25 protein-coding genes are annotated in these 22,640 nt (G+C 66.1%); 3 read left to right on the top strand and 22 right to left on the bottom strand.

The annotated features are described in order from the left end of the window. Window position 1 precedes the first annotated feature (1 nt). Window positions 2-763, top strand: a complete 762-nt coding sequence (drmC, locus tag ACRSCF_RS12765) for a DISARM system phospholipase D-like protein DrmC (RefSeq protein ID WP_032963617.1) — start codon at window positions 2-4, stop codon at window positions 761-763. Between the two features lie 25 nt (window positions 764-788). Here the strand turns inward: drmC and ACRSCF_RS12760 are convergent, their stop codons facing one another. The 9 genes from ACRSCF_RS12760 to ACRSCF_RS12720 form a co-directional block, all read right to left on the bottom strand. Continuing rightward, window positions 789-1,538 (bottom strand): TIGR03747 family integrating conjugative element membrane protein, encoded by a 750-nt coding sequence (locus ACRSCF_RS12760; protein ID WP_034365263.1) that lies wholly within the window; start codon window positions 1,536-1,538, stop codon window positions 789-791. Continuing rightward, entirely contained in the window at window positions 1,535-3,694 is a 2,160-nt protein-coding gene (gene traD / locus ACRSCF_RS12755) for a type IV conjugative transfer system coupling protein TraD (protein ID WP_432675892.1), read from the bottom strand. Before traD ends, ACRSCF_RS12760 begins: the two co-directional genes overlap by 4 nt. A gap of 10 nt (window positions 3,695-3,704) precedes the next feature. Further along, on the bottom strand, window positions 3,705-4,256 hold the full coding sequence (locus ACRSCF_RS12750) for an integrating conjugative element protein (protein ID WP_324623173.1): 552 nt from the start codon (window positions 4,254-4,256) through the stop codon (window positions 3,705-3,707). After that, window positions 4,253-4,831, bottom strand: a complete 579-nt coding sequence (locus ACRSCF_RS12745; protein WP_034365266.1) for a transglycosylase SLT domain-containing protein — start codon at window positions 4,829-4,831, stop codon at window positions 4,253-4,255. The genes ACRSCF_RS12750 and ACRSCF_RS12745 overlap by 4 nt, the downstream gene beginning before the upstream one ends. Next, on the bottom strand, window positions 4,816-5,505 hold the full coding sequence (locus ACRSCF_RS12740; RefSeq protein ID WP_411165109.1) for a TIGR03759 family integrating conjugative element protein: 690 nt from the start codon (window positions 5,503-5,505) through the stop codon (window positions 4,816-4,818). Before ACRSCF_RS12740 ends, ACRSCF_RS12745 begins: the two co-directional genes overlap by 16 nt. Before the next feature lie 71 nt (window positions 5,506-5,576). Beyond that, window positions 5,577-6,224: a hypothetical protein gene (locus tag ACRSCF_RS12735; RefSeq protein ID WP_034365269.1), complete on the bottom strand. Its 648-nt coding sequence runs from the start codon at window positions 6,222-6,224 to the stop codon at window positions 5,577-5,579. Next, complete coding sequence (locus tag ACRSCF_RS12730) at window positions 6,221-6,805, bottom strand: PilL N-terminal domain-containing protein (RefSeq protein ID WP_175202968.1); 585 nt, start codon at window positions 6,803-6,805, stop codon at window positions 6,221-6,223. The genes ACRSCF_RS12735 and ACRSCF_RS12730 overlap by 4 nt, the downstream gene beginning before the upstream one ends. Further along, complete coding sequence (locus tag ACRSCF_RS12725) at window positions 6,757-6,936, bottom strand: hypothetical protein (protein ID WP_198818673.1); 180 nt, start codon at window positions 6,934-6,936, stop codon at window positions 6,757-6,759. Before ACRSCF_RS12725 ends, ACRSCF_RS12730 begins: the two co-directional genes overlap by 49 nt. A gap of 48 nt (window positions 6,937-6,984) precedes the next feature. Next, a complete protein-coding gene (locus ACRSCF_RS12720; RefSeq protein ID WP_034365275.1) occupies window positions 6,985-7,581 on the bottom strand; it encodes a helix-turn-helix domain-containing protein in 597 nt (198 codons plus the stop codon). A gap of 111 nt (window positions 7,582-7,692) precedes the next feature. Here ACRSCF_RS12720 and panE point away from each other — a divergent pair, with 111 nt between their 5' ends. Further along, window positions 7,693-8,619 (top strand): 2-dehydropantoate 2-reductase, encoded by a 927-nt coding sequence (panE, locus tag ACRSCF_RS12715; protein ID WP_124128678.1) that lies wholly within the window; start codon window positions 7,693-7,695, stop codon window positions 8,617-8,619. A gap of 93 nt (window positions 8,620-8,712) precedes the next feature. On the opposite strand, the gene ACRSCF_RS12710 is transcribed toward panE, so the two are convergent. From ACRSCF_RS12710 to ACRSCF_RS12650, 13 genes are all read right to left on the bottom strand, one after another. Beyond that, entirely contained in the window at window positions 8,713-10,983 is a 2,271-nt protein-coding gene (locus ACRSCF_RS12710; protein WP_324623170.1) for a helicase-related protein, read from the bottom strand. Window positions 10,984-11,082: 99 nt separating this feature from the next. Beyond that, the gene (locus tag ACRSCF_RS12705) at window positions 11,083-11,388 is read right to left on the bottom strand and encodes a hypothetical protein (RefSeq protein WP_432675887.1); all 306 of its coding nucleotides are present in this window, start codon (window positions 11,386-11,388) and stop codon (window positions 11,083-11,085) included. A gap of 102 nt (window positions 11,389-11,490) precedes the next feature. Beyond that, window positions 11,491-12,600 carry a DUF6094 domain-containing protein gene (locus ACRSCF_RS12700; RefSeq protein ID WP_034365946.1) on the bottom strand — a complete coding sequence of 370 codons (1,110 nt, stop codon included), beginning with the start codon at window positions 12,598-12,600 and terminating at the stop codon, window positions 11,491-11,493. 65 nt (window positions 12,601-12,665) lie between these two features. Beyond that, window positions 12,666-13,316: a hypothetical protein gene (locus ACRSCF_RS12695; RefSeq protein ID WP_058875873.1), complete on the bottom strand. Its 651-nt coding sequence runs from the start codon at window positions 13,314-13,316 to the stop codon at window positions 12,666-12,668. Between the two features lie 84 nt (window positions 13,317-13,400). Further along, window positions 13,401-13,766, bottom strand: coding sequence for a hypothetical protein (locus ACRSCF_RS12690; RefSeq protein ID WP_034365949.1), 366 nt, complete (start codon window positions 13,764-13,766; stop codon window positions 13,401-13,403). 89 nt (window positions 13,767-13,855) lie between these two features. Beyond that, entirely contained in the window at window positions 13,856-14,467 is a 612-nt protein-coding gene (locus tag ACRSCF_RS12685; RefSeq protein WP_020308044.1) for a DUF3275 family protein, read from the bottom strand. 55 nt (window positions 14,468-14,522) lie between these two features. After that, window positions 14,523-15,074 carry an STY4534 family ICE replication protein gene (locus ACRSCF_RS12680; protein WP_020308043.1) on the bottom strand — a complete coding sequence of 184 codons (552 nt, stop codon included), beginning with the start codon at window positions 15,072-15,074 and terminating at the stop codon, window positions 14,523-14,525. Window positions 15,075-15,417: 343 nt separating this feature from the next. Beyond that, window positions 15,418-15,783, bottom strand: coding sequence for a DUF3085 domain-containing protein (locus ACRSCF_RS12675; RefSeq protein ID WP_034365954.1), 366 nt, complete (start codon window positions 15,781-15,783; stop codon window positions 15,418-15,420). A 63-nt stretch (window positions 15,784-15,846) separates the two neighbouring features. Beyond that, window positions 15,847-16,644, bottom strand: a complete 798-nt coding sequence (locus ACRSCF_RS12670) for a hypothetical protein (RefSeq protein WP_034365958.1) — start codon at window positions 16,642-16,644, stop codon at window positions 15,847-15,849. 291 nt (window positions 16,645-16,935) lie between these two features. Next, window positions 16,936-17,652, bottom strand: coding sequence for a hypothetical protein (locus ACRSCF_RS12665; RefSeq protein WP_034365960.1), 717 nt, complete (start codon window positions 17,650-17,652; stop codon window positions 16,936-16,938). Window positions 17,653-17,903: 251 nt separating this feature from the next. After that, window positions 17,904-18,296 (bottom strand): hypothetical protein, encoded by a 393-nt coding sequence (locus tag ACRSCF_RS12660; protein ID WP_324623169.1) that lies wholly within the window; start codon window positions 18,294-18,296, stop codon window positions 17,904-17,906. Window positions 18,297-18,321: 25 nt separating this feature from the next. Continuing rightward, window positions 18,322-18,558: a hypothetical protein gene (locus tag ACRSCF_RS12655; RefSeq protein WP_080700298.1), complete on the bottom strand. Its 237-nt coding sequence runs from the start codon at window positions 18,556-18,558 to the stop codon at window positions 18,322-18,324. 781 nt (window positions 18,559-19,339) lie between these two features. Then, complete coding sequence (locus tag ACRSCF_RS12650; RefSeq protein ID WP_432675883.1) at window positions 19,340-21,355, bottom strand: DNA topoisomerase III; 2,016 nt, start codon at window positions 21,353-21,355, stop codon at window positions 19,340-19,342. Between the two features lie 397 nt (window positions 21,356-21,752). Between ACRSCF_RS12650 and ACRSCF_RS12645 the strand changes: the two genes are divergently transcribed. Then, complete coding sequence (locus ACRSCF_RS12645; protein ID WP_051594437.1) at window positions 21,753-22,484, top strand: hypothetical protein; 732 nt, start codon at window positions 21,753-21,755, stop codon at window positions 22,482-22,484. The last annotated feature ends 156 nt before the right edge of the window (window positions 22,485-22,640 follow it).

The raw sequence follows: 22,640 nt of genomic DNA, 5'->3' as shown, positions 1-22,640 counted from the left end.
CATGGAAAGATTGCTCGAAGCCGTCACAGCTGTGGTCTGTCTCGTGTCGCCGGAGAAGGTACGGGCGCTGGCGAGCACGATTCGGAAAATCGGGGATGGGAAGGCGAACGTCGCGTTGTCGGATGTCGTCGGCACGGCTGCGGCCAAAGCCGTCGTCGAGCAGCTCGTCGACGCATGGCGGGCCACATCGGTCGGCTCGGGTGAGCTGGCCTTGATGCTGCTCGCCGCCAGCCATACGTTCGAGAAGGTGTCGAAGCATCAGTCCACCGAACTCGTGTGGACGGGTCCGACGACGCCCTTCGTTTCCGCACGTCGCACCGAGCAGGCGCTGTTGCAAGTAATCGGCGCGGCCAAGCAGACCTTGTTCGTCACCAGCTTCGTGGCCTACGACGTATCGACCATCGTGAAGTCGCTGAACGACGCGAACACGCGCGGCGTTAGCATCTCGATGCTGCTCGAATCGTCGCGGGATCACGGCGGCAGCATCTCGTTCGACGTGATCGAGAAGATGCGGACATTGGTCCCGAACGCGAAGCTCTACGCCTGGCGCGAACGGGCAGCACAGTTCGCCGACGGGCGAGTTCACGCCAAAGTTGCAGTCGCAGACGGTAACGTGTGCTTCATCACCAGCGCCAACTTGACGGGTCATGCCATGGACAAGAACATGGAAGCGGGCCTTTTACTCTCTGGAGGCAATATTCCGCGACTGCTGGAAGAGCATTTGAATTCACTTGTCTATATGAGAGTGGTGTCCTCTGTGTAAACAGCGATCTGCTTTTGTGCCATGCTCATATGTACTTTTTGAAACTACTGGCTGCGATGTTCATTACCACCCCGAGCATTGCCGCGCTGGGCAGCAGAACCATCAAAGGGTGCAAGGACACCGGCAGCGCCAGATAGGTCACCCACGGCAACACCGCCAGCGGCATCAAGGCCGCCTTAGCCCGGTGGTAGACGAAGCCCGATTCCCGCCCCGCGCCGAACTTGCGGATGTCGCGGCGAACCAGTCCATCGACCAAGCCGACGAAGGCCGCGAGCAGGAACAGCGGCAGCGTGAGCACCAAGACCAGCAGGCGGACGATGAACGTCAGTACGGTGAAGCCGGCGGCAATCAGATAGCGCTCGGTCCAGACATAGACCTGGGCGAGGTAATAGCGGAAGTCTCGGTGCGTGCCTCGACTGGGTGCGCTAGCCTGCGCCGAGGCGTCGCGCATCCAGTCCAGCAAGCCCGTCTTCACGAAAACCCACTCGTAGGTGCCCTCCACCAGCCAGCGCGCGGTGCGTCCCGGCTCCTGCACGACGGCACTCCGGGTGAAATGGGTGGAGAGCTGGTTCAGTTCGTAGTCGAGCATGCCCTGCGCGTGGCGCCAGCCCTGGTCGGGCCAGAACAGGTGCATGCCGACGCATTCGATGACGATGGACAGCAGCAGCGAGGCGACCAACACGCCGAACAGGCGCCATGGCAGCGTGACCACGCTGGCGACCAGGCCGCGTTGGCGTGCCTGCTGTCGCTCGGCGGTCGCGGCGGGCTCTTTCACGATGGGGCCTCTTCATCCGGCGTGCCTTCTTGCACTTCCTCGGCCAGATTCGCTGGCAACGCGTCGTCGTCGTGCAACGGGGGCTGCCCGTTGCCCTCCCACCATTCGCCCGCCTCGGCGTAGTGCTGGCGCATGTAGCCGGCCAGTTGTTGCAGGTCCCGGGGCATGGCTTCGTCCGGATCAGGCGCTGGCAACGGCATGCGGACCTTCCACAGGTTACCGCCTTCGATGAGGGCGAAGCACTGACCCTTGGGCAGGCCGACCACGTGTGCGGGCTCGATGAGCGGCACGCTCGACGTGCTGATGCGGTCCTGCGCGTTGCTGGTGAAGTCGGTCTGACCGTGGATGTCGGAACTGTCGGTCGCGCCGCTGACGATGGTGGTCGTATAGACCTCGACCTTCGGCAATTGCCGGGTCAGCAATTCAGCGGTAGCCGTCTCGCGCACGCGCAGCATGAACAGGTTGTTGAAGTTGCCGATCACCTGACCGGCCTTCGCGCGGTTGCCAATGCGTGCTTCGATGTCCGAGAGCGTCTGTGTGTACGCGGTGACTTGCAGGCCAGCGCCGCCGCCCTTGTTGATCAGCGGGATGAACTCATCGCCCATCAGTTCGTTGAACTCGTCCGCATGAACGTTGATGGCGACCTTGGCATCGGCCGATGGCCCCGGCAAGCCGTCGTCGATGCCGTGCTTGTAGATGTGCCCTGCTACCGACACCAGGTCGCTGAACATGCTGTTGCCGACGGCCGCCGCCACTTCGGCGTCGGACAGCGCATCCAGTCCCACATAGACCACGGCCCGCTTCCTGATGATCTGCATCCAGTCGAAGATCGGGCGCGGGTCGGACAGGTCGGAGTAGTTCGGCGCGAGCAGTTGCGCGATTTTGCCGGTGGTGAGCTTCTCCAGCAGCGGCAACAGCGAAGCGACGATCTTGTCGAAGTAAGTGCGGTCGTAGCGCACCGCAGAGCGCAGGCCGTCGAGCACCGCGTCATAGGTTCGCGTCTGCGACAGGTACTGCTCCAGTGCCACCACCCGCTTCTCTCGCCCGACCATGTGGCGCGGGATGGTCTTGTCGTTGAGACGTCCTTCGAGCTGGACGATCACCTCCCAGGCCTTGGGCTCGGTTCGGGCAAAGAAGTGCTGGGCGTACTCGATGAACAGCGCGTCGATGTTGACGACGTGCCGCTGGATCAGCAGGTAGTCTGGCCGCTGCCCCAGTTCCACCAAGGCACGCGCGATGATGTTGACGAAGCGCCAGGCGAACTCGCGAAACGCGGCGCTGTTGCCCTCGCCGGAAAGCTGCCCCGCAATTCGGGTGGCGACTTCCGAGATGCGCCCGAACCGGCCCACGGCGTTGTAGCGTGCCGAGATGTCGGGCCAGCCCAGGTGGAAGACGTACATCTCACCCTCGCGTCCGGCGCGCCTGGCTTCGACATACATGCGCTTGAGCAGGTCGGCATCGCCCTTGGGATCGAAGACGATCACCACCTCATGCTCGCCATGGATCTTGCGACGGATGTCCTGGGTGATGAACAGTTCGGCCAGGCGCGTCTTGCCCACGCGCGTGGTACCGAGCACCAGGGTGTGGCCCACACGCTCGCCCAGCGGCAGGGTGACGTCGGTTTCGTGCGGCTCTATGCCATGCAGGCGCGGCATGCCACCCACTGCCGGCAACGGCCGGACCGGGTTGAGCGGGCTGTCCCAGGCCAATGCCCGCGCCAGCCTAGGCAGCGGCGACGGCGCGAACTCCAGCCGCTCCTCCAGGCGGCGCGCCAGGCGGTAGAACGTCGTCGGCTCGGCGTAGCGCCGGAACTCGGGCTTGTAGGTCTGCGTCAGCCGATGAGTGTGTCGTTGCTCCCAGCGGAAGCCACGCCCAACGAACAGGCGGTACTGGCTCACCGGCACGTCGCGGCTCGTCATCACGTAGCGTGGCAGGCGGCGGATATGGCGGCGGTAGCGCAGGATGGTCCAGGCGTCGCGCAGGCGAATCGCGCCGAAGGTCAGGAAGGCCAGCGCGCTGCCGAGGCCGAGTACCGGATTCAACGCGAGCGACCACGGTGCCACCACGCACACCAGCGCGGCGCCTGCGCATACGGCAACGGTGTATAGCTCCACCGCTGGCCGCAGCAGGACTTCGACGGCGTGCGGCTGGGCCATCGAGCAGTTCTCACTGTTCGATGCCGGTGGAGGTCACCAGCACCGGGTAGTGGCGCAGCCCCAGGCGCCCGGCCAGTTCGTCCCCGGACGCCGGCGCCAGCATCAGCCCGGGCGCCAGGGCACGCAGTGCCGCAAGTGCCTGCGGTGACTCGACCTGGACCACCAACCCCACGGCCCCGAGCTCGCGCAGCGCCGGGGCACGCTGGCGCAGCCAGGCATGGGAGCGCTGGTCATCACCAACCAGGAACATCGGCGTGAGCCCCGGCGCCTGGATCGCCCGGGGAGCCACATCGCCAGGGGCTAAATGGGCCGAACGCACCGGCAGCATGGCCGCCTCGCCAGAAGGCCCTTCGGGCAGGCGTGGCATCTCGATCCTGGGTGATGGCCGGTTTCCGGTGCGCGGTTGCAGGTCCAGGGCTTGGTAATAAGGCAGCGCGGAGGCCCCGCCGCGATCTTCGACGACGATCAAGGGCGGCGATTGTGCGAAAGCGGCTGGCACGGACACGAGCGGCAGCAAGCCGATCAGCCACGGCACAGCCGGACGGAAGATTCGAGGCTTCATGGCAGGGTTCTCCGGGTATCCGAGCCCCGCGCTGGCTCGCCCAGTACGCGGGCCAGGTGGCGGCCAACACTCTGGCGGTAGCGCGCAGCGGGTGCGCCACCAGCGGGACGGTGGTAGCGGCCGATCGTGATCAGCCAGTCCTGGCCAGGCGCGTGCTGGTCGCGCAGGATCTGCGCGGCCAGCGCCAGGTTCCGATAGGGATCGAGCAGTTCGCAGGGGTGGTCGTAGCGGTGGCGCTGGTAGCCCAGGTTGATCTGGCCCAGGCCGGCGTCGATGCGGGTGCGCGGCACGTCGCGCAATGCCTGGTGCAGGCCGGCGCAGGCCTCGGTGCGGGTGGCGAATCGACGCGATGCCCCGGCCACGTTGAGCGTCCAGGGCCAGGGCACGAGGCGGCCGTGGTACCGGGCGCCACTCTCCTGCAAGGCCACGGCGTATAGCACCGCTGCCGGGATGCCCGCGCGCTGTGCCGCGAACTGGTAGGCCGGCGGCGGGACCTCCTCGGCCTTCGCCTGGCCGAGCGCCCAGCAAGCCAGCAGCAGGAGCGCGAGACGCGCGAGGCCTACTGTCGCTGCCATTGGCCGCCGACCTGGCGCACGACGGCGGGCAGTTCGCCCTGCAGGCCGAGGGACAGCCAGCGGCCACCGTCGTGGTTGAGGGTGATGTGCCGGGCGCGCACCTTCGCCGGGTCGATACGGGCCCGGCGTGCCCATTCACGGATGCGCGCGTCGTCGGCGCGACTGCCGACGACATAGACATCGAACTCGACGCCCGACGTCTGCAGCCGCTGCACGGCCTGGTCGCAGGCGGTACAGCCGTCCTTCACGAAGATGGCGGTTCGGTCGGTGCCTGATGCGATGGCGGTGCTCGCGCCGGTCGGCTTGGCCCCGGGTAGGTTGACCCTCGCCATGCCCGGCGCGATCCGTTGCCAGGCGGCGTCGTAGGCACGCTGGTAGGCCAGCGTCTTCTCGACCCGCTGGGCTTCGGCCCGAACCTGCAATTCCGCGTAGCGGCGGCGCTCCTCGTCGGAACGTGCTTCGATGCCGAGGGCGGTGAGCGGGTCGAGGCTGGGCGAGTAGACGCCCAGCGGCCCCTGCATCAACTCGCGATAGCGCGTCCATTCATCCGTGCTCAGCCCCCAGTCCTTCGCCCGCTGTTCGTCGCTGCGAGCGATGGCCGCAGGCACTTCACGGCTCGGCGCCGTCCTGGCCGCGGTGGTTGCGCCGGTGGGCTGCGCGAGCGCCGCCTGCATGGCGGAGGCGGCCAGCAATGCAACCAGCAACGGCGGGGTCAAGTGGCGCGGGACCATCGGTGTGGGCCTCCTTATCGGGGCGGGATGGGCAGCCTGCGGATCTCGTCTCCCTGCCGGAAGACGGCGCCATCGCGCTCGATCCCGTCCAGTCGCCAGCCACCCTCCGACTCTCCGGCGCGCAGCAGGCGGACATCGGCCAGCCCGGTGCCATCGGCAGGCATCACCGACACGAAGTGTTCTCCCGCACGCAGTTCCACTCCGATCAGGCGGAATGAAGGCTCAACAGGCTTGGGTTGGGTCGCCACAGGTTGGGATGGCCGTGGTGCGGGCAGCTTGGGCTGGCGCGAGACCGGGCGGGCTTCCAGTCGCGTGACGCGGGTTTCCAATGCGTGCAGCGCATCGGTCGCGGCGTGATGGGCCTGCGCCAGCTCGATCGCTGCCAGCCGTTGGTCCAACGCCGCGGTGTCCTGCTCGTAGCGCGCCTGCGGCAAGGCGGCGGGCTGAGTGTGGCGTTGTTCGATCCGATGCGAGAGGCCGTCCAGTCGGGATTCGAGCAGGGACACCTGCGCGGTGGGCGCGAAGGCCTGGGTCTGTTTCGCCAGCCCGGACAAGGCCATGTGATCCACCAGCACCACCGCGCTGACGAGCAACAACCAGGTTGCGGCCGCGACCCGCAGCAGCGTCGTGCGCTGGCCCGTCGCCGAGTCCCGGATGGTCATGGCGAAACCTCCCGGATCAGCGGAGGGGGCTCCGCCGAACGGTTGATTTCCGGTGGCTTGGGCTCGTGCGGCGTATGAGCCTCCCTGAGGCTGCGGATGAAGCACACCTTCCGCTCGCCGTCGTCGACCTGCAGATCCCAGGCGGGGCCGGCCAGGGTCAAGAGCGCGTCGCGCAGCAGGACCGGGCCGAGCCGGTAGTGAGCCGCCGGCAGCGGCAAGGCCAGCAGATCGGCGGACTGCTCATCGCACAGCCGGTAGCCGGAACGCAGGACGAGGTGCCGGAGGGCATCCCCGACGGTGGCGCCCAGCGTGCCGGGGACCTCCACATCCACCACTTGCAGCAACAGGTCGTGCTGGGCCGCCGTCGGCGCGAGTTCAACCAGGGTGTAGCGGCCATACCGCGTCACCGGCACGAACTCCGGCACGGCTTCGGGCGCGATGTCGATGGCTTCGGATGCGGGCGTCGGTGGCACGGCGTTCGTCATCGCGCAGCCGCTGGCCATGGCGGCCAGGAGCAAGCCGGGCAAACGGATCAGATGGCTGCGTCCGGCGATACGGAAGGGCTGGCGGGATGGGCGCATGGATCGGTGTCCTGAAACAACGAGCCATTACCATCGCCGTGCAGGCCCTTTGTCACAGCAAACAAAGCGAATCCGTCGGCTCCCGATTTGCCGAAAGCAATGCCGGCAACCACGCGGTTGCTGGGATGCATGTCGGGATCATGCCGCGGCGAATGGTCGTGCCGGGGCGATCTCGCCGCCTAACGCCGCGTCCGATCGTTGATCACGATATAGAAGACAGCCGGCTCGCCGCCTTCATTGCGGAACTCATGCACGCAATCCGAAGGAAAGAACAACGTATCACCGGCAGCGACGTCGAAGCGCCTGCCATCGATGACCACGGTAAGCGCCCCCTCATGCACGACGAGAAACTCCTCCACGCCCGCATGGTGCGGGGGGAACTCGACGGACTTGCCCGGTGGCAACACGTTGAAGGCCAGGTCGACCGCGCCGTCCTCGAACAGCGGTGAAAGAGAACGGCGTTCAAAGCCGGAAGCGGGATCGTGATAGACCGCCTGGCGCTCCATGCCATGCAGCCTGGGCTGGCGCGCATGGAATTCCCCCAGGAGTTGAGACAGGCTGACCTGCAATGCCGCGGCAAGCTTGCCCAGCACCGTGGCAGTGGGCACCGAGGCGCCACGTTCGATCTTGGAGATCATCGCGCGGCTCACGCCCGACAACGCCCCGAGCCGATCGAGGGTGAGCTGCGCCTCCAGGCGCAGACGTCGAAGATTGGCCGGGAGCGCTTCGGCGCGCTCACCTTTCTGCCTGGTCTGGGGAGCGGAGGAGTTCGGCATGGGCCGCGATCAAGTCAGGATGGATGCGTGGGGTCTCGATGGCGCTGAAATCGATCGCGCCACGGATTTCTACTATAGTAGAAATTCTCAACTTCAAACAGGAGCATGGCCATGCGTCTTCTGGTGCTGGGTGCAGGTGGGATCGGGGGCTATTTCGGCGGGCGTCTGGCCGCGGCCGGCGTGGACGTGCGTTTCCTGGTTCGGCCGAGACGCGCCGCACAACTTGCCGAGACCGGGCTCGTCATCAAGAGCCCTTTGGGTGACCTGACCCTTCCCGTGAAAACAGTCGTCGAGGCACCGCCGTCCGTGGATGCCGTGCTGCTGGCCTGCAAGGCCTACGATCTTGAGGGCGCGATGACTGCCATCGCGCCCGCCATCGGCCCCTCGACATGCATCGTTCCGCTGCTCAATGGGGTGCGGCATCTGGATCACCTGGATGCGCGCTTCGGCGCCGAGCGCGTTCTGGGCGGCCTGTGCCACATCGGTGTTGCGCTCGGCCCGGCCGGTGAAATCCAGCATCTCAACACGCTGCAGCGCCTCGTCGTCGGCGCACGCACCCACAGCCAGCAGGACGCGGCGCAGGCGCTGCATGGATTGATGGAGCGCGGCGGCTTCGCACCGGTGTTGAGCCAGGACATCCTGCAGGAGATGTGGGAGAAGTTCGTATTCCTCACGACCTATGCCGGCATGACCACGCTGATGCGCGCGCCCGTTGGCGCAATCGTGCAGGCACAAGATGGCGAAGCGCTGGTGCGCCAGATGCTTGGCGAATGCGTGGCGACCGCCGCCGCCTCAGGGTACATCCCATCGCAGGACGCCTATGCCCGCATGTTCACAACGTTGTCCGAGCGCGGGTCCACCGGCACCGCATCGATGCTGCGCGATCTGCAACGTGGTGGCCCCACCGAGCATGAGCACATCATTGGGGACATGCTGCGTCGTGCGCATGAAGCTCGACTGGATGCGCCGCTGCTGAGGGTGAGCCTTGCACACATGCAGGCCTACGAGGCGACCCGCATGGCCCATGGCGGTGGATGAGGCCCTGTCTTCCGCTTCCCGGATCGATGTCACCGTCTGGATGACCAAAAAAGAACGGCTCCCGGAGGAGCCGTTGAAGTGAAGCAGTGAGGTTCAGCACACCAACTGTCGTGCCAGCGCGACTTCCACCGAGTCTCCGTCCTGATTCAGGACATCAAGCCCGGACTCCGGCACGTCGCCCGACGTGCTTTGCGACACCATGATCTTCCGGGCCATCAACCCCAGGCAGGTCATCTGCGAGGAGTTGGCGTAGCCCAGGTAGATCACGCGCACCGGCTGCTTCTGGCCGATGCGCCATGAGCGCCGGGCGGCCTGCTGCAGCGAATACACGTTGTAGCCGGACTGGAGGAATACGATGGTCGGGAACTCCAGCAGGTCCAGGCCGGTTTTCACCAGCTCGGGATTGGTGATGAGCACGTCGATGCCACGGTCCAACTGCTCGGCGATCCAGTCCTCGCGGCGGGAAGCATCCACGCTCGCGCGCAGTACCGCCACCTTGAAGCCTTCCTGCTCCAGCAGCACCCTCAAGCGCGACGTGGTGTCGCGCGTGCCGGTGTAGACCGAATAGACCAGGGTCTTGCGACCCTCTGCCTTCTCCCGCTTGCAGATCTCGATCAGCTCGCGTTCCTTAGGCATCACCTCCAGCTCGTTGAACTGAGCCGGCACGAACGCCAAGGTGCTGCGCGTGCGCGGATGCACCACCGTCTCCGACCGGAAGCAGCAGTCCGGCCAGGCCAGCAACACGTTGAGGACCACACCGAGCAGCGTCGTGTCGCGCTTCGCCAGGGCCTGCTTCAGCTCCTGGGTCAGGCGACCCGCCAGATCGCGGTAGGCCGCGGCTTGCGCCGTGTCCATCGCGACTTCGCGGAACTCCTCGTCGTAGGGCGGCAGCACGTTGCCACCGATGTCCTTCAACTTGAGGAAGACCGTGAACGGCAGGACGCAACGCAGCACGCCCTTGGGACCGAAACCCGGCGCCTTGACCGTGCGCACCGATACCTTGGTGCCTTTGGCCGTCTTGTGCGCCGTGCCGGTGCTCTCGGAGTAGATGTCCTTCAAGACACCGTGATCGCGCATGAACGCCATCGCGGCCGACGTCATGCTGCCGCTCTTCGTCGGCCGGTAGCCGTCTTCGATCATCCGCCCCGGCAGGGCTCGGAACAGCAGGTGGAACAGGTCGTCGCCGTAGCCGCCCATCAGTGTGCCGGTGAGCAGCAGCGTCTTGCGCGCCTTGGCCGCCAACACCCCCATGGCCTGGCCCTGTGCGGAGCCGCCGTTCTTGTACTCGTGTGCCTCGTCGGCGATGAGCAGGTCGAACGTGCCTTGGGGAAGCTGCCTCTTGATGAACTCAGACGGCTGGTAGCCGCCCTCGCCGAAGCCGAACTCCATGTTGGCCATCGCGCGTTCCATGCGATGGGCTTGCCGGTCCGAGAAGACCAGCTCGCCGTTGCCATCCATCAGGTTGATGAACTCGTGGATGTTGTCCCCGAGCATCGACGCGAGGAAGGCGTCACCGAACTTCCGCATCAGCTTCTGCGCGGTGACTTCGCCTATGGTAGGAATGCGCTTCAGTGCCTTGAGCACGGTCGAGGACTGGTCGCTGGCGGACAGGCCTCTGGGACGGATCAACGACCACAGCGGTGCACGGCAGTGGCTGCACTTGCGGCGGGACTCCTCGGCTTCGAGTTCGACCGGGTTGATCGGCTCGCCGTCGAGGTCGGTGATGACATGCCCGCAATCCGGGCAGGCCCCCACGTCGCCGTGAGGCGTGCGCCGCCGAACGAAGACAGGTTTCCAGTGGAACCCCATCCGCATCCGCACGCGGCCCAGGACGAAGAACTCCTGGCCCTGGGCCGGCACGCCCAACTGCTCGCGCAGTTTCAGCAGCTTGACCAGCGTGTCCGGGCCGTTGAGCACCCAGACCTTGGCACCGGCCACCGTCTCCTGAATCTCGCGCCGCCACTTGTAGACCAGGTGGGGTGGCGAGAGCACCAGGGTACGGCGGTAGCCTTCGGCGTTGAGCACGGCTGCGGTGGCAATACCCACCGTCGTCTTGCCGCAGCCCATCTCGCCATTGACGATCGCGGCACGTTCGCCGCGGTCGACCAACAGCTCGGTGACGGCGTGGACCACATCGGCTTGCGCCGGGAACAGCTTGCGCTTCAGCGCGGCGAGGATCAATTGCCGATGCACCCGCACTTGGCCGGTGTAGACCGGAGGATTGGCGCGGTTGAGCGAGTCGAGCAACTCGTCGCCGAACTCGGACACGAAGTCCTGCAGGCTGAGCGTGAGGGGTGAAGCGGCCGCTTCGAGGAGGTCGCGCTGCACAGCGGTTTCGGGAACGGTTTCGAGATCGAGGGACATGGTGATGCTCCAGAGCAATGGGGCATGCACCTCCCCCACGGGGCGGTGACATGCCCCTGGGTGGGAAGAAAGAAGCGGCGCGAGGCCGCTGGATGTGGATCAGTACTCGCTGGGCAACAGCAGCGTGGTGACGCTGCGATCCCATTCGGTGATGATCCAGAGCTTCAGGCCGGGTGTGACCTGGTAGGAAGAGAACAGGCGATCCTCACCGGACTTCAGCGCGGCATCGTTCTGCCGCCTGTCGCTGTCGTCGAGGTCGCCCCAGTCGCCATGAAGATGGCGGCGCAGGTACGCGCTGGGATTGAGCCGGCCCTGTCGGACCAGCTCGTCGACGCCGGCGGTCATGACCACTTGCCCGGGCGAAAAGCGTGCTTGTGATGCGAGGTTGAGGATTGCGAGTGCCATGGTGGTTTCTCCTTCTGGAAGAAGGGGCCACGGCACCCCATCGGGGGCAACGTGACCCCGGTGGGTGGATGAAAGCGACGGCGAACCGTCAGGGAACAGGGATCAGCGGATGGTCAGCACTTCGCCCCACGTGGGCGAGCCCAGCGTCAAGTCCCATGCACGAATGACCGGCACGAACTTGTCGGTGAGGATGCGCGTCTCGGCCACGGAGCCGTCGTCGCGTTCGGTGTATTCCGTCTGGAGGGTCTTCTCCTTGTGGGTATCACCTTTGACGACGAGCACGCGCCCGCTCTTGGACTTCACTACGCCGGAGATCGCGCCTGCGGCCAAGGCCAAGGCGAGATGCCAGTGCGACAAGGCTCGCGCGGGCGGACGCAGCGATTGCTGCGCGGCGCCCAGGTGCGTATCGAGCGCCGGCCAGAGACCTTGCAGCCGGCCGACTTCATCGGCGAACTGCTCGGGCTCCATCGTCACGCGATAGAAGTGCTCCGGCTCGGCCGGGCTGGCAGGGACGGTGTACGGCAGGAACGGCCATTCGAGCGGCAGTTCCTCGGCTTCGGCGTCACCCTGTCCGATCTGCAGCAGCAGACCGCGCAAGGACTTGGCCGACTCCGACGCCTGGTCGCGTTGACGAATCCTGCGACCGAAGATCACCACCTGCTTGAACTGCGTTTCCACCGCACGGTAGATGCGCAGGTCGGCGAAGTGGCGCGTCAGCCATCCGACCAGCTCGGCATCGAGCACGTAGGACGGCACGATGAAGATCAGCACGCCGCCGTACTGCAGCAGCGGCAGCGCGCGCTGATAGAAGAGCTTCTCCAGCCGCGCACGGCCCTGGCCCTGATAGCCGATGTTGCCGTTCACGTCCTTGCTCAGGTCGCCATACGGCGGGTTCAGCCACAGCAGCCCGAAGGACTGGCGCGAGATCAGCGTGTCCATCAGGTCACCTTGGATGCAGCGATCGACCAGTTGCCGTGCGTGGCGGGCGCGCTCGGCGTCGTACTCGACGGCGAAGGCCTGGACCTGCTCGCGCCCGAGGGCGTGAGCGGCTTCGGCGATCGCCACGCCTTCGCCGGCGCAGGGATCGAGGATGGACATGGCGCCGGGAGACGGCGCCAGTGCGGACAAGGCCCGCTCCAGCGTCGGTTCGTCGGTGGGGAAGTAGCCGTTACGGATGAAATTGCGCGCCAGGCGCGGAAACATGAGTGTCATGGATTTCTCCTGGTGATGGATGAGGGAAGGCGGGCACGCGCGGCGCGCATGCCCGTGGGGATGGCTCACGCCACACGCCGAAGCGGTGCGTTCGCGGCCAGTTCGTACTGCGTGGCGCCGAGGGTGCCGTTGCGGATCAGCTCGCCCAACGCCTTCGTCAGCGCCGGGACATCGAGGGCCAGCCGATGGCCTTCCAGCGGCCCGAGGGCCAAGGGAAGACCGGTCAGCATCCGCCGTGTCTGCAACAGCTCCAGCACGGTGTCTCGCCAGTGGTCGAGCAGTGGCAGCGGGCAGGTGTCCTGCACCAGGGTCCACAGCCGGTCGAGCCGGTGAGCGGAATCCCTGGGCAGCAGCGCCAGCGCGCTGGCGTTGGCCTTGTCTGGCTTCACGCAGCGACGATCGAACAGCCACACATTCGTCAGCGAACCGAACAGCGTTCGCCGATAGGCGCGGGTGATGCGCTTTTCCAGGTTCTCGGCGTTGCCGACGAAGACCGGGATGGATGTGCCCTGCTCGGTGATGACGTGGAACTGGTCCAACCCCTGTTCATCCCGGCTGAGGGTCAGGCGGGCGAGGAACTCCTGAACGGCGGTGTCGCGCGCCCAGATCGAGAGAAAGACGAGATTGCCCTGCTCGTCACCGACGCAACCGTCGGCCATGAGGTCGGGGCATTCGTCGATGCGGTACAGCGGTTTCGCGGAAGAAGGTGCAGGCATGGTGATGTCCTCTTGGAAAAGAAGGAGCAACCACAGCCCGCGGGGCCGTGCTCGCCCCGGTTGGGTGAAGGAAGATGCGTGCCGCTAGACAGCGCGCCCCGCGTGGAAGCGGTGAACCCGCTCGCGCCACTCGGAGCTTTGCACCGGCGCCATGTCGAGATAGCGCAGCGGGCACGAGTAGTAGTACGGATGCACGGACTCATCGAGGGACTTGTAGCCCCAATCGCGGCCCGAACTTTCCAGCAGATGGCAGCCGATGTAGCAGACGGACTCACCGGCCGCGAGGCCCATGACGCCCGCCTGCCTGGCGGTGACGCGAACCACGGTCCACAGAACGTCGCCGTCCAGCGTGTGGTCGATGACTTCGCAGCAAGCGCGTTCGGACGCCTGCGGAGCGATCAGCTCGCGGATCAACTGATCGCGCGTCTGACGAACGAAGGTCCAGCCCATGAAGGTCTCCTTGAAGAAATGGCCGGAGCCCTCCCCGTCGGGGGAGAACCCCGGCGGGTGGCGGAATGCCGCGCAAGGCGGCGGATGGATCAGGCAGCTTTGAGGTGCCAGTCCTGGGACAACGGAGCGAACTCGTAGCCCAGCTTGTCGAGACGGTCGCGCTGCTGACGCAGCACACGACGATCCACGGTCGCATCGAGCTTCACGGTCTCGCCCAGGGGCCACAAGGCACCGAACAGCGCCGCGTCGTCTGCCTCGGCCGAGGCCGCAGCGGACACGGTAGCCGGTTCGCTGCCGAACGGCGTGGTATCGACCAGGGGATCGCGCGGACTGCGCGGCTTCGCCTTCGGCTTGGCCGGGGGCGTTGCCGGCACGGGCGCCTGCGCTTCCTCGTCGATCGGATCGACTTCCTGCGGACTCAGCCGGCGGGCTTCGTCGCGGCTCAGGGCGTCGATGTTGGACAGCGTCATCCCGCCCAGATGGGCGCGGATCTCGATGACCATGCGGCCGTTGGCGTTGTACGTGGAGGGGCGAATCTCAACGATGACGAAATCACCGTCGTACTTGCCCTCGCGGTACTGATCGAGTTCGGCGTTCTTCACGACGAACTCGCCGATCGAGGTCGCCAGGCGGCCGACGTTGAAGTCGCCGTTCCTGCCGTGGATGGTCTTGATGGCCAGTTGGCCGGGGATGGTGATCATGAAGGTCTCCTGCTGACGAAGAGAAGACAAGTCCCCGGGGATGGGGCCTTGCGGATCAGAACGACTCGGCAACGGCCAATGCGGGGGCATCGGCTGCGTCGTCGGCAGCATCGGCGACGGGCTCGGAAGGCTCCGGTGCCGAGGCTTGCTGCGCGGCGGGCGCGTCGGACGTCACAGGGACTTCCGGCTCGCGCTCGTCGGTCTCGGTCGGCTTGGGTTCGGCCTTGTAGACTAGCTTGCCGTCGACCTTGATCCAACTGACGAACAGCAGGCGGGCCTTGAGGCTGACCCCCTGCTCGCCGGCACGCTTGCCCTTGGAGTAGGTGAAGGTGTCGGTCCACAGGTCGCCCAGGCGGAAGCCGATCATCACCTTCTTCTCGGCGTCGACCGCCTGAATGCAGCGGCGCACCAGGTGCTGCGCTTCCGATCCCGATACGCGCGTGTCGAAACGCACATACGAGACGTCATCGCTGGGACCGTTCAGGGCTGCGATGTCGCAGGCCAGGAACGCATCGCCTTTCTTGGGCTTCACTTCGCGGATGCGATTGAGGTACCCGAGGCCGGTGATGTGCAGATCGAAGTAGGATTTTTCGTTGGAAGTGGTCATGGTGAATCTCCTGGGAACAATGAGGCGGAGACACACCCGACCCAAGGCGGGGAAGGTGTGGAACCCCCGCGTGGGTTGATGGAACAGCTTGGTGGCATCGCCATCGAGAACCGATGGCCGTTCGCGCATGGATGCCGGTGCGAACTGGGGTGATCAACGCGGTCGGAACCGCGTCGCAGCCTTGAAGATCGTGGCTGCCTGGGCATGTCGCTGACGGACGTCAGCGGAACATGGCCGGAAGCGTGGCGCCGGGATGGCGCGCAGGCGAGCGGCAATCGGCACTCGCGGCTGTCCACATTGCCGGGAAGAAAGAGGCCCCCGAGCGGGGGCCAGGGATGGGCGGTCAGTTGCCGCTGGGCGTGGAAGGAACCGCCTGCAGCGACAGGTGTGTCGCGGTGGCGGACACGTCGAGGTCGTCCTCGCTGTGCAGGATGCGCGCAAACACGCCCTCCTGCGGATCGAAGAACTCGCCGAAGTCGTCGCCACCGAACTCGGCGCGCGCCAGTTCCCACCAGTCATCGAACGCATCGACATCCGGGTTGCAACCGGCGGCGTAGGCGATGGTCTTCTGGCGACCATCGGGCCGGCGCTCGCCGCGCTCGGCCAGGAAGTACACGCCCTGATCCTTGACCAGGATGATGCGGCATTGATTCGCCACCGCTTCGACGAGCACCGGCCGCAGCTCCGTGCCTTTGAATCGAACAGTCATGGGTGTCTCCAGGGAGGCAGGAAGAGAGGCTTCCCGCCGCGAGGGCGGGAAGCTGCTGGGAGGTCAGTGCCGGACAGCCTTACGACCCGACAGGCACTGCACGCGGATGCGTCTCCAGCTCCCGTCGTCGATCAGCCGTTCCAGCGTCTCGCCGAGGGTGTCGAAGAACACCTCATCGACCCGTTCGATCAGCTCGCCGTCGCGGTGCAGCTCCACCGCGTAGAGGTCGAGGCCACGCTCATACAGCACGGTGACGCGACCCCGGAACTTCATCGTGGCGACGGTGAAGCCGATGGCCGGCGGCGTGCGGATGATGTCGGCGGGCAGCGGATCGACCCAGGTGATGTCCCGCGCACCGGCATCCACCAGCATGTGGGTGATGCGCCGGAAGCCGTCGGGAGCGGGCAACTGCTCCAGTTGGTCGATCAGTTCCTGCAGCTCGGGGCAGCGCGGCTCGGGGATCGGCAGCTTCGCCGGTGCAGACCCGAGCACGAACCGCTTCACCGTGTAGGGCTGGCCGTCGGCGGTGAACTCGGTCTGCTCCTCGGGCGTGTCCGCCCGCTGACCGTCGAAGCGGCGTCTGACATAGGGTTCGACCTGCACCCTGGCGCCTTCGTCGGGCACCTCGGTCACGAGCGTACGATCGAGTACCGCGAACTCGGCTCGTCCCGTCTTGACGACGATGGCCTCGTCGGTGGTGGCGATGACCTTGCCCTCGAAAGGCTTCGGGTCGATGTGAAAGCCCAGCGTCGAAACCTTGGGCTGGCCGTCGAAGATGTTGAACTTGAACGAACGGACGTTGGAAGGCACATGACCGACAACGAGCGTCGGCATCTGTGCGCGGATGGCTTGGGTATCCATGGGGAGACTCCTTGTGGCAACCAAGGGACTCCCGCCCGCAAGGGAGGTATGTCCCTTGAGGGTGAGGTGGATGGACGCGGCATGCGTCCGGCGAAAGAAACGACCAACGCGGCGGACCGCACCGCAGTCTCGAAGGTCTCGACTGCCTGGGCATGCTGCCGGCAACGCCAGCGAACATGCGGCCAGCGTGCGGCACATTGCGGCGGACGTCCGCCGGGAATCGGGAATGCGCCGCCGCCGCGTTCCGCGAAAAAGAAGAGCCCCGACGTGGGGGCTCGAATGGGTTGCGGGTTACTCGTTGTCGTAGAGCGTCAGTCCGTCCAGCACGGGCGCGTCGGCATCGAAGATCAGCAGCCGCACGTCGGCGAGCGCGGCCAGGTGCAACACTTCCACGAGGGACTCCGGCATGCCCTTGGCCCGGTGCTCCTGCCGCAGCTCTTCGGCGGTGATGCCCTCGACATGCTGCAGGTTCGCATCCGTCCAGGGCGTGGCGATCAGCTTCATGCCGACCGCCGGGCTGTAGGGAATGCGGAAGGCCACGAACAGAAAACCGCTCGGCGTGGCGATGTCCGCCAGTTCGGCGAGGAAGCGACCGGCCTCCTCGGTGATGTGCGCCGAACTGATTTCCCAGGCACGGCTGTAGAACCCGGTCTCGAAGCGCAGGCGGTGTACCACCTCGCGCGCGGCTTCCTCGGAGTAGGTATCGCCGACGTGCAGCGGCTGGCCGGCCTGTTCGGCCATGACGGCGTAGACGAGGTTTCGGGCGATGCCGTGACTGGGGCACTGCGCGTCCAACTCGGGCGGCACGTTCTGGCCCTCGGTGATCAGCGCGAATTCGTCGCAGAAGACGCAGGCATGGCGCTCGACCTGGCTGTCCGGCAGGTGCGACTGCGAGACGTGCAGCGGCAGATAGCTCAGCGGGCAGTCGTCGTCGTAGGAAATCGCCAGCAGCCGTTGCACGGACAGGCCATCGTAGCCGCGGACGAAGGGGTTTTTGGAATGGGACATAGGATTCCTCCAGCAGAGGATGGCCGAGGCAATCCCCTGCCGGGGATTGAACCCCAGCGAGTGGATGAAGTGGCAGCCGGTCAGCCGGCCGCGGCGTCGGGCCGCCCTGGTGGCGGTCGGCGAAGGTCAGTGGAAGATGGTGATTCGGGACATGGCCGCTCCTGCGAAAAGAAGGAGGGACATGGCCCCGAAACGGGGACGCATGTCCCTCGTGGGGTGGGATGCAACGACGGTGGGTTGCCAGGCGCGGCTCACCAGCCGTTGTAGTGCAGCGTGAGGTCAGCGATGACCTGGCGCCGTTCCAGATCGAGGCCGCCGAAGTCGGACAGCCCCTCGAATCCGCAACGCTTGAGCATCGCACCGCCCTCGCGGGCGTTGTAGAAGCTCACCATCGCGGACAGGAACATGCGTTGACCGCTGCTCAGCACGCCCAGGGCGTCGTTGAGCATCAGCATGTTGGGCCGCAGGTCCCACTTGGTGGTGGCACGCTGCAGACCTTCGCGTGTGCCGTCGCCGAACCACTCGTGACCGGCGATCTGCGCGCCGCGCTTCCAGGCCTCGAAGAAGGCCTGCGGTGCAGCGTTGAAGTGCGCCTGTTCCAGCGCCATCTGATCGAGCACGTCTTCGGGTAAAGACAGATTCATGAGAGAACTCCTTGAAGGGTGGGAATCAGGGGTGAGCGCGCTGTGTCCAGGCATGGGTATCCAGGGCGCGCTGTGCTGCGAGGTGGTTCGGGAAATACTCGACGGACTCCCGCGATACCGGGCCTTCGTCGTCTTGTGTGCCGATGTAGTGGCCGGCCGCGCTGCGCAGCACCTGTAGCGGCAAACGCTTGCCGGTCCAGGTCAGCGCCAGCGCACCACTGCGCACTGCGGTTGCAGAGGAAGATGCGGAAGGTTCAGACATGCCGTGCTCCTTGGTGGGTCGGGGAGCACGCATCCCGCAGGGGATGGGGTTCCCCTCGGGTGGTTGAGAAAAGTGCATCGTCGCCAGGCCGGCGAGCGTCCGCGGTGGGCGATGCGAAGCGGACTGGTTCGGTCAACGCGGCGAACCGCGTTGCAGTCTTGAAGACCGAGACTGCCAGGGCATGCCGCTGACGACTGTCAGCAACGCATGGCGTGAGGATGGGCGCGAAGCATGGCTGCCGTCGCAGGGAAAACCGAATCGCGGACGGCCCGCTTTAGGGCAATGGCCGGCGTCACGGGACAAGGCAAAGACCAGGGCGCCGAAGGCCACGCGGGCCTTCGGCTGGAGAGGAAGGAAAACCACCTGTGGGCTGCGTCAGCGCGGGCCGTCGTCAAAGCCGTTCGCTGCGTCAGCAATCGCACCCGGCCCGTTTCGTGGCTGGGGCCGGAAACCTTTGGCACGCATACGCGCACAAAGGGAGCCCGTTGTTCCGCCGGCGGGCACCGGCACGGAATACCCTCGGCCCAAGGGGCCTCCTCACGGCTCGCGCGGCGGCAAGGCGTCAGGAAGCCCCTCATGACCGAGGCAAGGCACACCGATCAAGGGAATGGCGGCGGGCGCGATTCGTGGAGCAATGACCTTCTCGCCCCGTCGCCCGATGGCGGGCAGACGGGGCGCGCACACCGTTGCAGAAGGAGACGCGCGCTTTGGAGTCCCGCGCGGTGCGGGACGTTTGCCTCGCCGCCAGTGAAGTGGCCGGCGCGGCAGAGGGAAGCGAGGATCAGGACGCCTTGGAGGCAGCGCGCCGCTTGCGCGGTGCGCTGCGCCGGCCCGTCGGGGACTCGATCGGCAACGTGCCCTTGCAGTCCGGGTAGCGCGAGCAGGACCAGAACGCGCCGCTCTTGCCCGTGCGCTGCTGCATCGGTGCGCCGCACTGCGGGCAGGCCGGCGCCGGCGGCAGCTTGAGCGAGAGCGTTGCGCCGCGATACTGCTGCACGAGCTGGCCGACCCACACGGACTGCTTCTCGATGAAGGTGTCCAGCGCCATCTGGCCGGCCTCGATCATGTCGAGCGCCTGCTCCCACACTGCCGTCGTGCCGGGGTCTGCAATCGCTGCGGGCACGGCGTCGATCAGCGTGAACGCCGCATCGGAAGCGCGGACGGCGCGGCCTTTCTTGACCAGGTAGCCGCGACCGATCAGACCGCTGATGATGTTGGCCCGCGTCGCCTCGGTGCCGATGCCCGTCGTGTCTTTGAGCTTCTGCTTCAGGCGCGGGTCGGTCACGAACTTGGCGACGGTCTTCATGGCCTTGATCAGCTCGCCCTGCGTGTAGGGTTTGGGCGGCAGCGTCTTCAGCGCCTTGAGATCCACCTTTCCGACCGGGCAGGACAGGCCCGCATGCAGGGCGGGCAGCACCTGGCTGCGCTGCGCATCCTCGCCACCGGCATCGTCCGGCCCCGGCGTCGCCAGCACCTCACGCCAGCCGATGACGGCGATCTGCTTGCCCACGGCCGCCAGCGACTGACTGCCGCACGAGAACTGCGCCACCGTCCGGTCGAGCTCATGGTGCGGGAGGAACTGCGCGAGGTAATGGGCGCGGATCAGCCGGTAGACGGCCAGTTCCTTCTCGTTCATGGCCGACAGGTTGGCGGGCTCCAGCGTCGGGATGATGCCGTGGTGAGCCGACACCTTGCGGTCGTTCCACGCACGCGAACGCTGTTGGCGATCCAGGCGCTCGATCAGCGGCCGCAAGCTGGGGTCGGTCTTGACCAGGCTGTCGAGTACGGTCGGTACCTCAGCCAGCATGCTCTCGGGCAGGTAGCCCGAATCCGAGCGCGGATACGTTGTCGCCTTGTGCGTCTCGTACAGCGCCTGGGCAATGTCCAGCGTCTCCTGCACGTCGAGGCCCAACTGCTTGGAGCACACCTCCTGCAGCGTGCCCAGGTCGAACGGCAGCGGCGGCCCTTCGCGAACGCGCTCGGTTTCTACCGACAGCACCTGGGCGGAGCCGGCCGTGCGCAGGCGCTCGGCGGCCTGCTGCGCCACCGGCTGTTGCAGGCAGCGGCCCGCGTCGTCGGTGCTGCCTTGCGGCGGCGTCCAGCTTGCGACGAAGGACTGGCCTGCCTGCGATAGCGCAACCTCGATGGCCCAGAACGGTACGCAGACGAAGCGCGCGATCTCGCGATCACGATCGACGACCAACTTCAGCGTCGGCGTCTGCACGCGCCCCACCGACAGCACGCCGGTATAGCCGGCCTGGCGCCCCAGCAGTGTGAACAAGCGGCTCAGGTTCATTCCGATCAGCCAGTCGGCGCGCGATCGGGCGAGTGCGGAGAAATACAGCGGCAGCGTCTCGGCGGACGGCTTGAGCGCACCCAGCGCTTTGCGGATCGACGCATCGTTGAGCGCCGACAGCCACAGGCGCTGAATCGGCCCGCGGTAGTCGCACAGGTCGATGATCTCGCGGGCGATCATCTCGCCCTCGCGGTCGGCGTCGGTCGCAATCACCAGCTCGCCCGCCTTGGCGACGAGCTGCTGCACGACCTTGAATTGCGCTGCGGTCGCCGCCTTGGGCTCGACACGCCAACGCTCAGGAAGAATGGGCAGTTGCTCGATGGCCCAGCGCTTGTATTGTTCGCCGTAGCCTTCGGGCGGAACCGCCTCCACCAGATGACCGATGCACCAGGTCACGACGACACCCGCGCCGCTGTAGCAGCCGTTGCCGCGTTGGCCGGCGCCCAGCACACGGGCGATGTCCTTGCCCTGGGAGGGCTTCTCGCACAGAAACACGCGCATGAAGCCTCCTGGGTGTGCGTGACGGTCATCGAATGGACGTCAGCATTCCCGGCCGACGTGTGCGCGGCAGCAAACAAAATGGAAGCGGAGGACACCAGGTTGTGCTGGTGCAGAACGCGGGCGGCAGATGCGCTGGCGCAAGGGAAGCGGGTGCGGGCTGCTACAGCCGCTTCCTGGGGGACGGGGATCGCGTGGCCGGACAGACCTCGTCGGCATTCGGATTGCGGGAGATGGCCTTCAGGGGTAGCATCCATAGTCAGGCGCCCGCCCAAGCTCTGGACAGCTTGAAACAGGCATTCGCAGCTCCCCGCAGTACCCCTCGCTTTCAATCATCCGGAGTACCGGCTGTTCGACAGCGACAAAACGTCCAGCGCTCGAACAGTAGCGGAGTATTCCGATGAGCAACTATGTACGTTCAGCCGCCTTCGCGGCTTCCCGGGTCCTTGCTGCGCAAGGCTTGACGGTCAAGCGTTCCCACCTCTCCGAGGTCATTGCCGCGTTGCTGGGATACCGCACGCACGCGGCACTGTCCGTTGAGGAGGCGGATCCCAAGCTCGACTACCACCTGGAGGATGCCGAGATCCTCGTGCTCAACCTGCCGATGGGCGAGAGGCGGGCCGCGGAACTCGGCCTTGCAGCGGCGGGCGCGGCACCGTCGGCCGTCACCACGGCTTGCGTCGAGGCGTTGAAGGCCAGCGCCGGTTCCACGGACGTGTACGTCAGTGTGGCCGACTTCTACGACTTGCATGCCCGCCAGGCATTGGCCGAAACGATCTACAACGCCGATGATGTGGCCGGTGCGATGGCTGAGAGTAATGCCTCGTTCCCCGACGAGCCCGATATGGACATCGAGTGCCCCCCGACAACGGACCTGTGGGCGGCGGTCGACGAATGGACGATCGAGGCCGACGGCACCATGACGGGCGAATACGACCCCGAAGGTGATCGCATGTTCAACGGGGACACGCTGAACTGCCGTGGCTGGCTGATCTACCGCAAGGCAGGTCGCGCCGGGCTGGTGTTCATCGAGGGCGATGGAACGGGTGGAGCCGACGACAGTTGGCGTGACCTGGATCGCGATGACGAATGGGCGTATCAGCAGAGCTTGGGCAGCAATCCGGCGAACTGATGAAGCGACAAGCTCCGGCGGCAGTGGAAACTGCCGCCAGTCTTTGTTCTGCGGTTCGTCACACCGAGATAACTACCTTGGTACGAGATGGTTCTTGAGTAGGAACCAGCACATGTTGAGCGCGAAGGAAGGGCCAAGGCGCGTCATCTGACCTTC

It is taken from the genome of Delftia sp. 11MD (assembly GCF_050907895.1).
Classification (GTDB): domain Bacteria; phylum Pseudomonadota; class Gammaproteobacteria; order Burkholderiales; family Burkholderiaceae_C; genus Comamonas; species Comamonas tsuruhatensis.
This window is presented reverse-complemented; position numbering and strand designations above follow the sequence as displayed.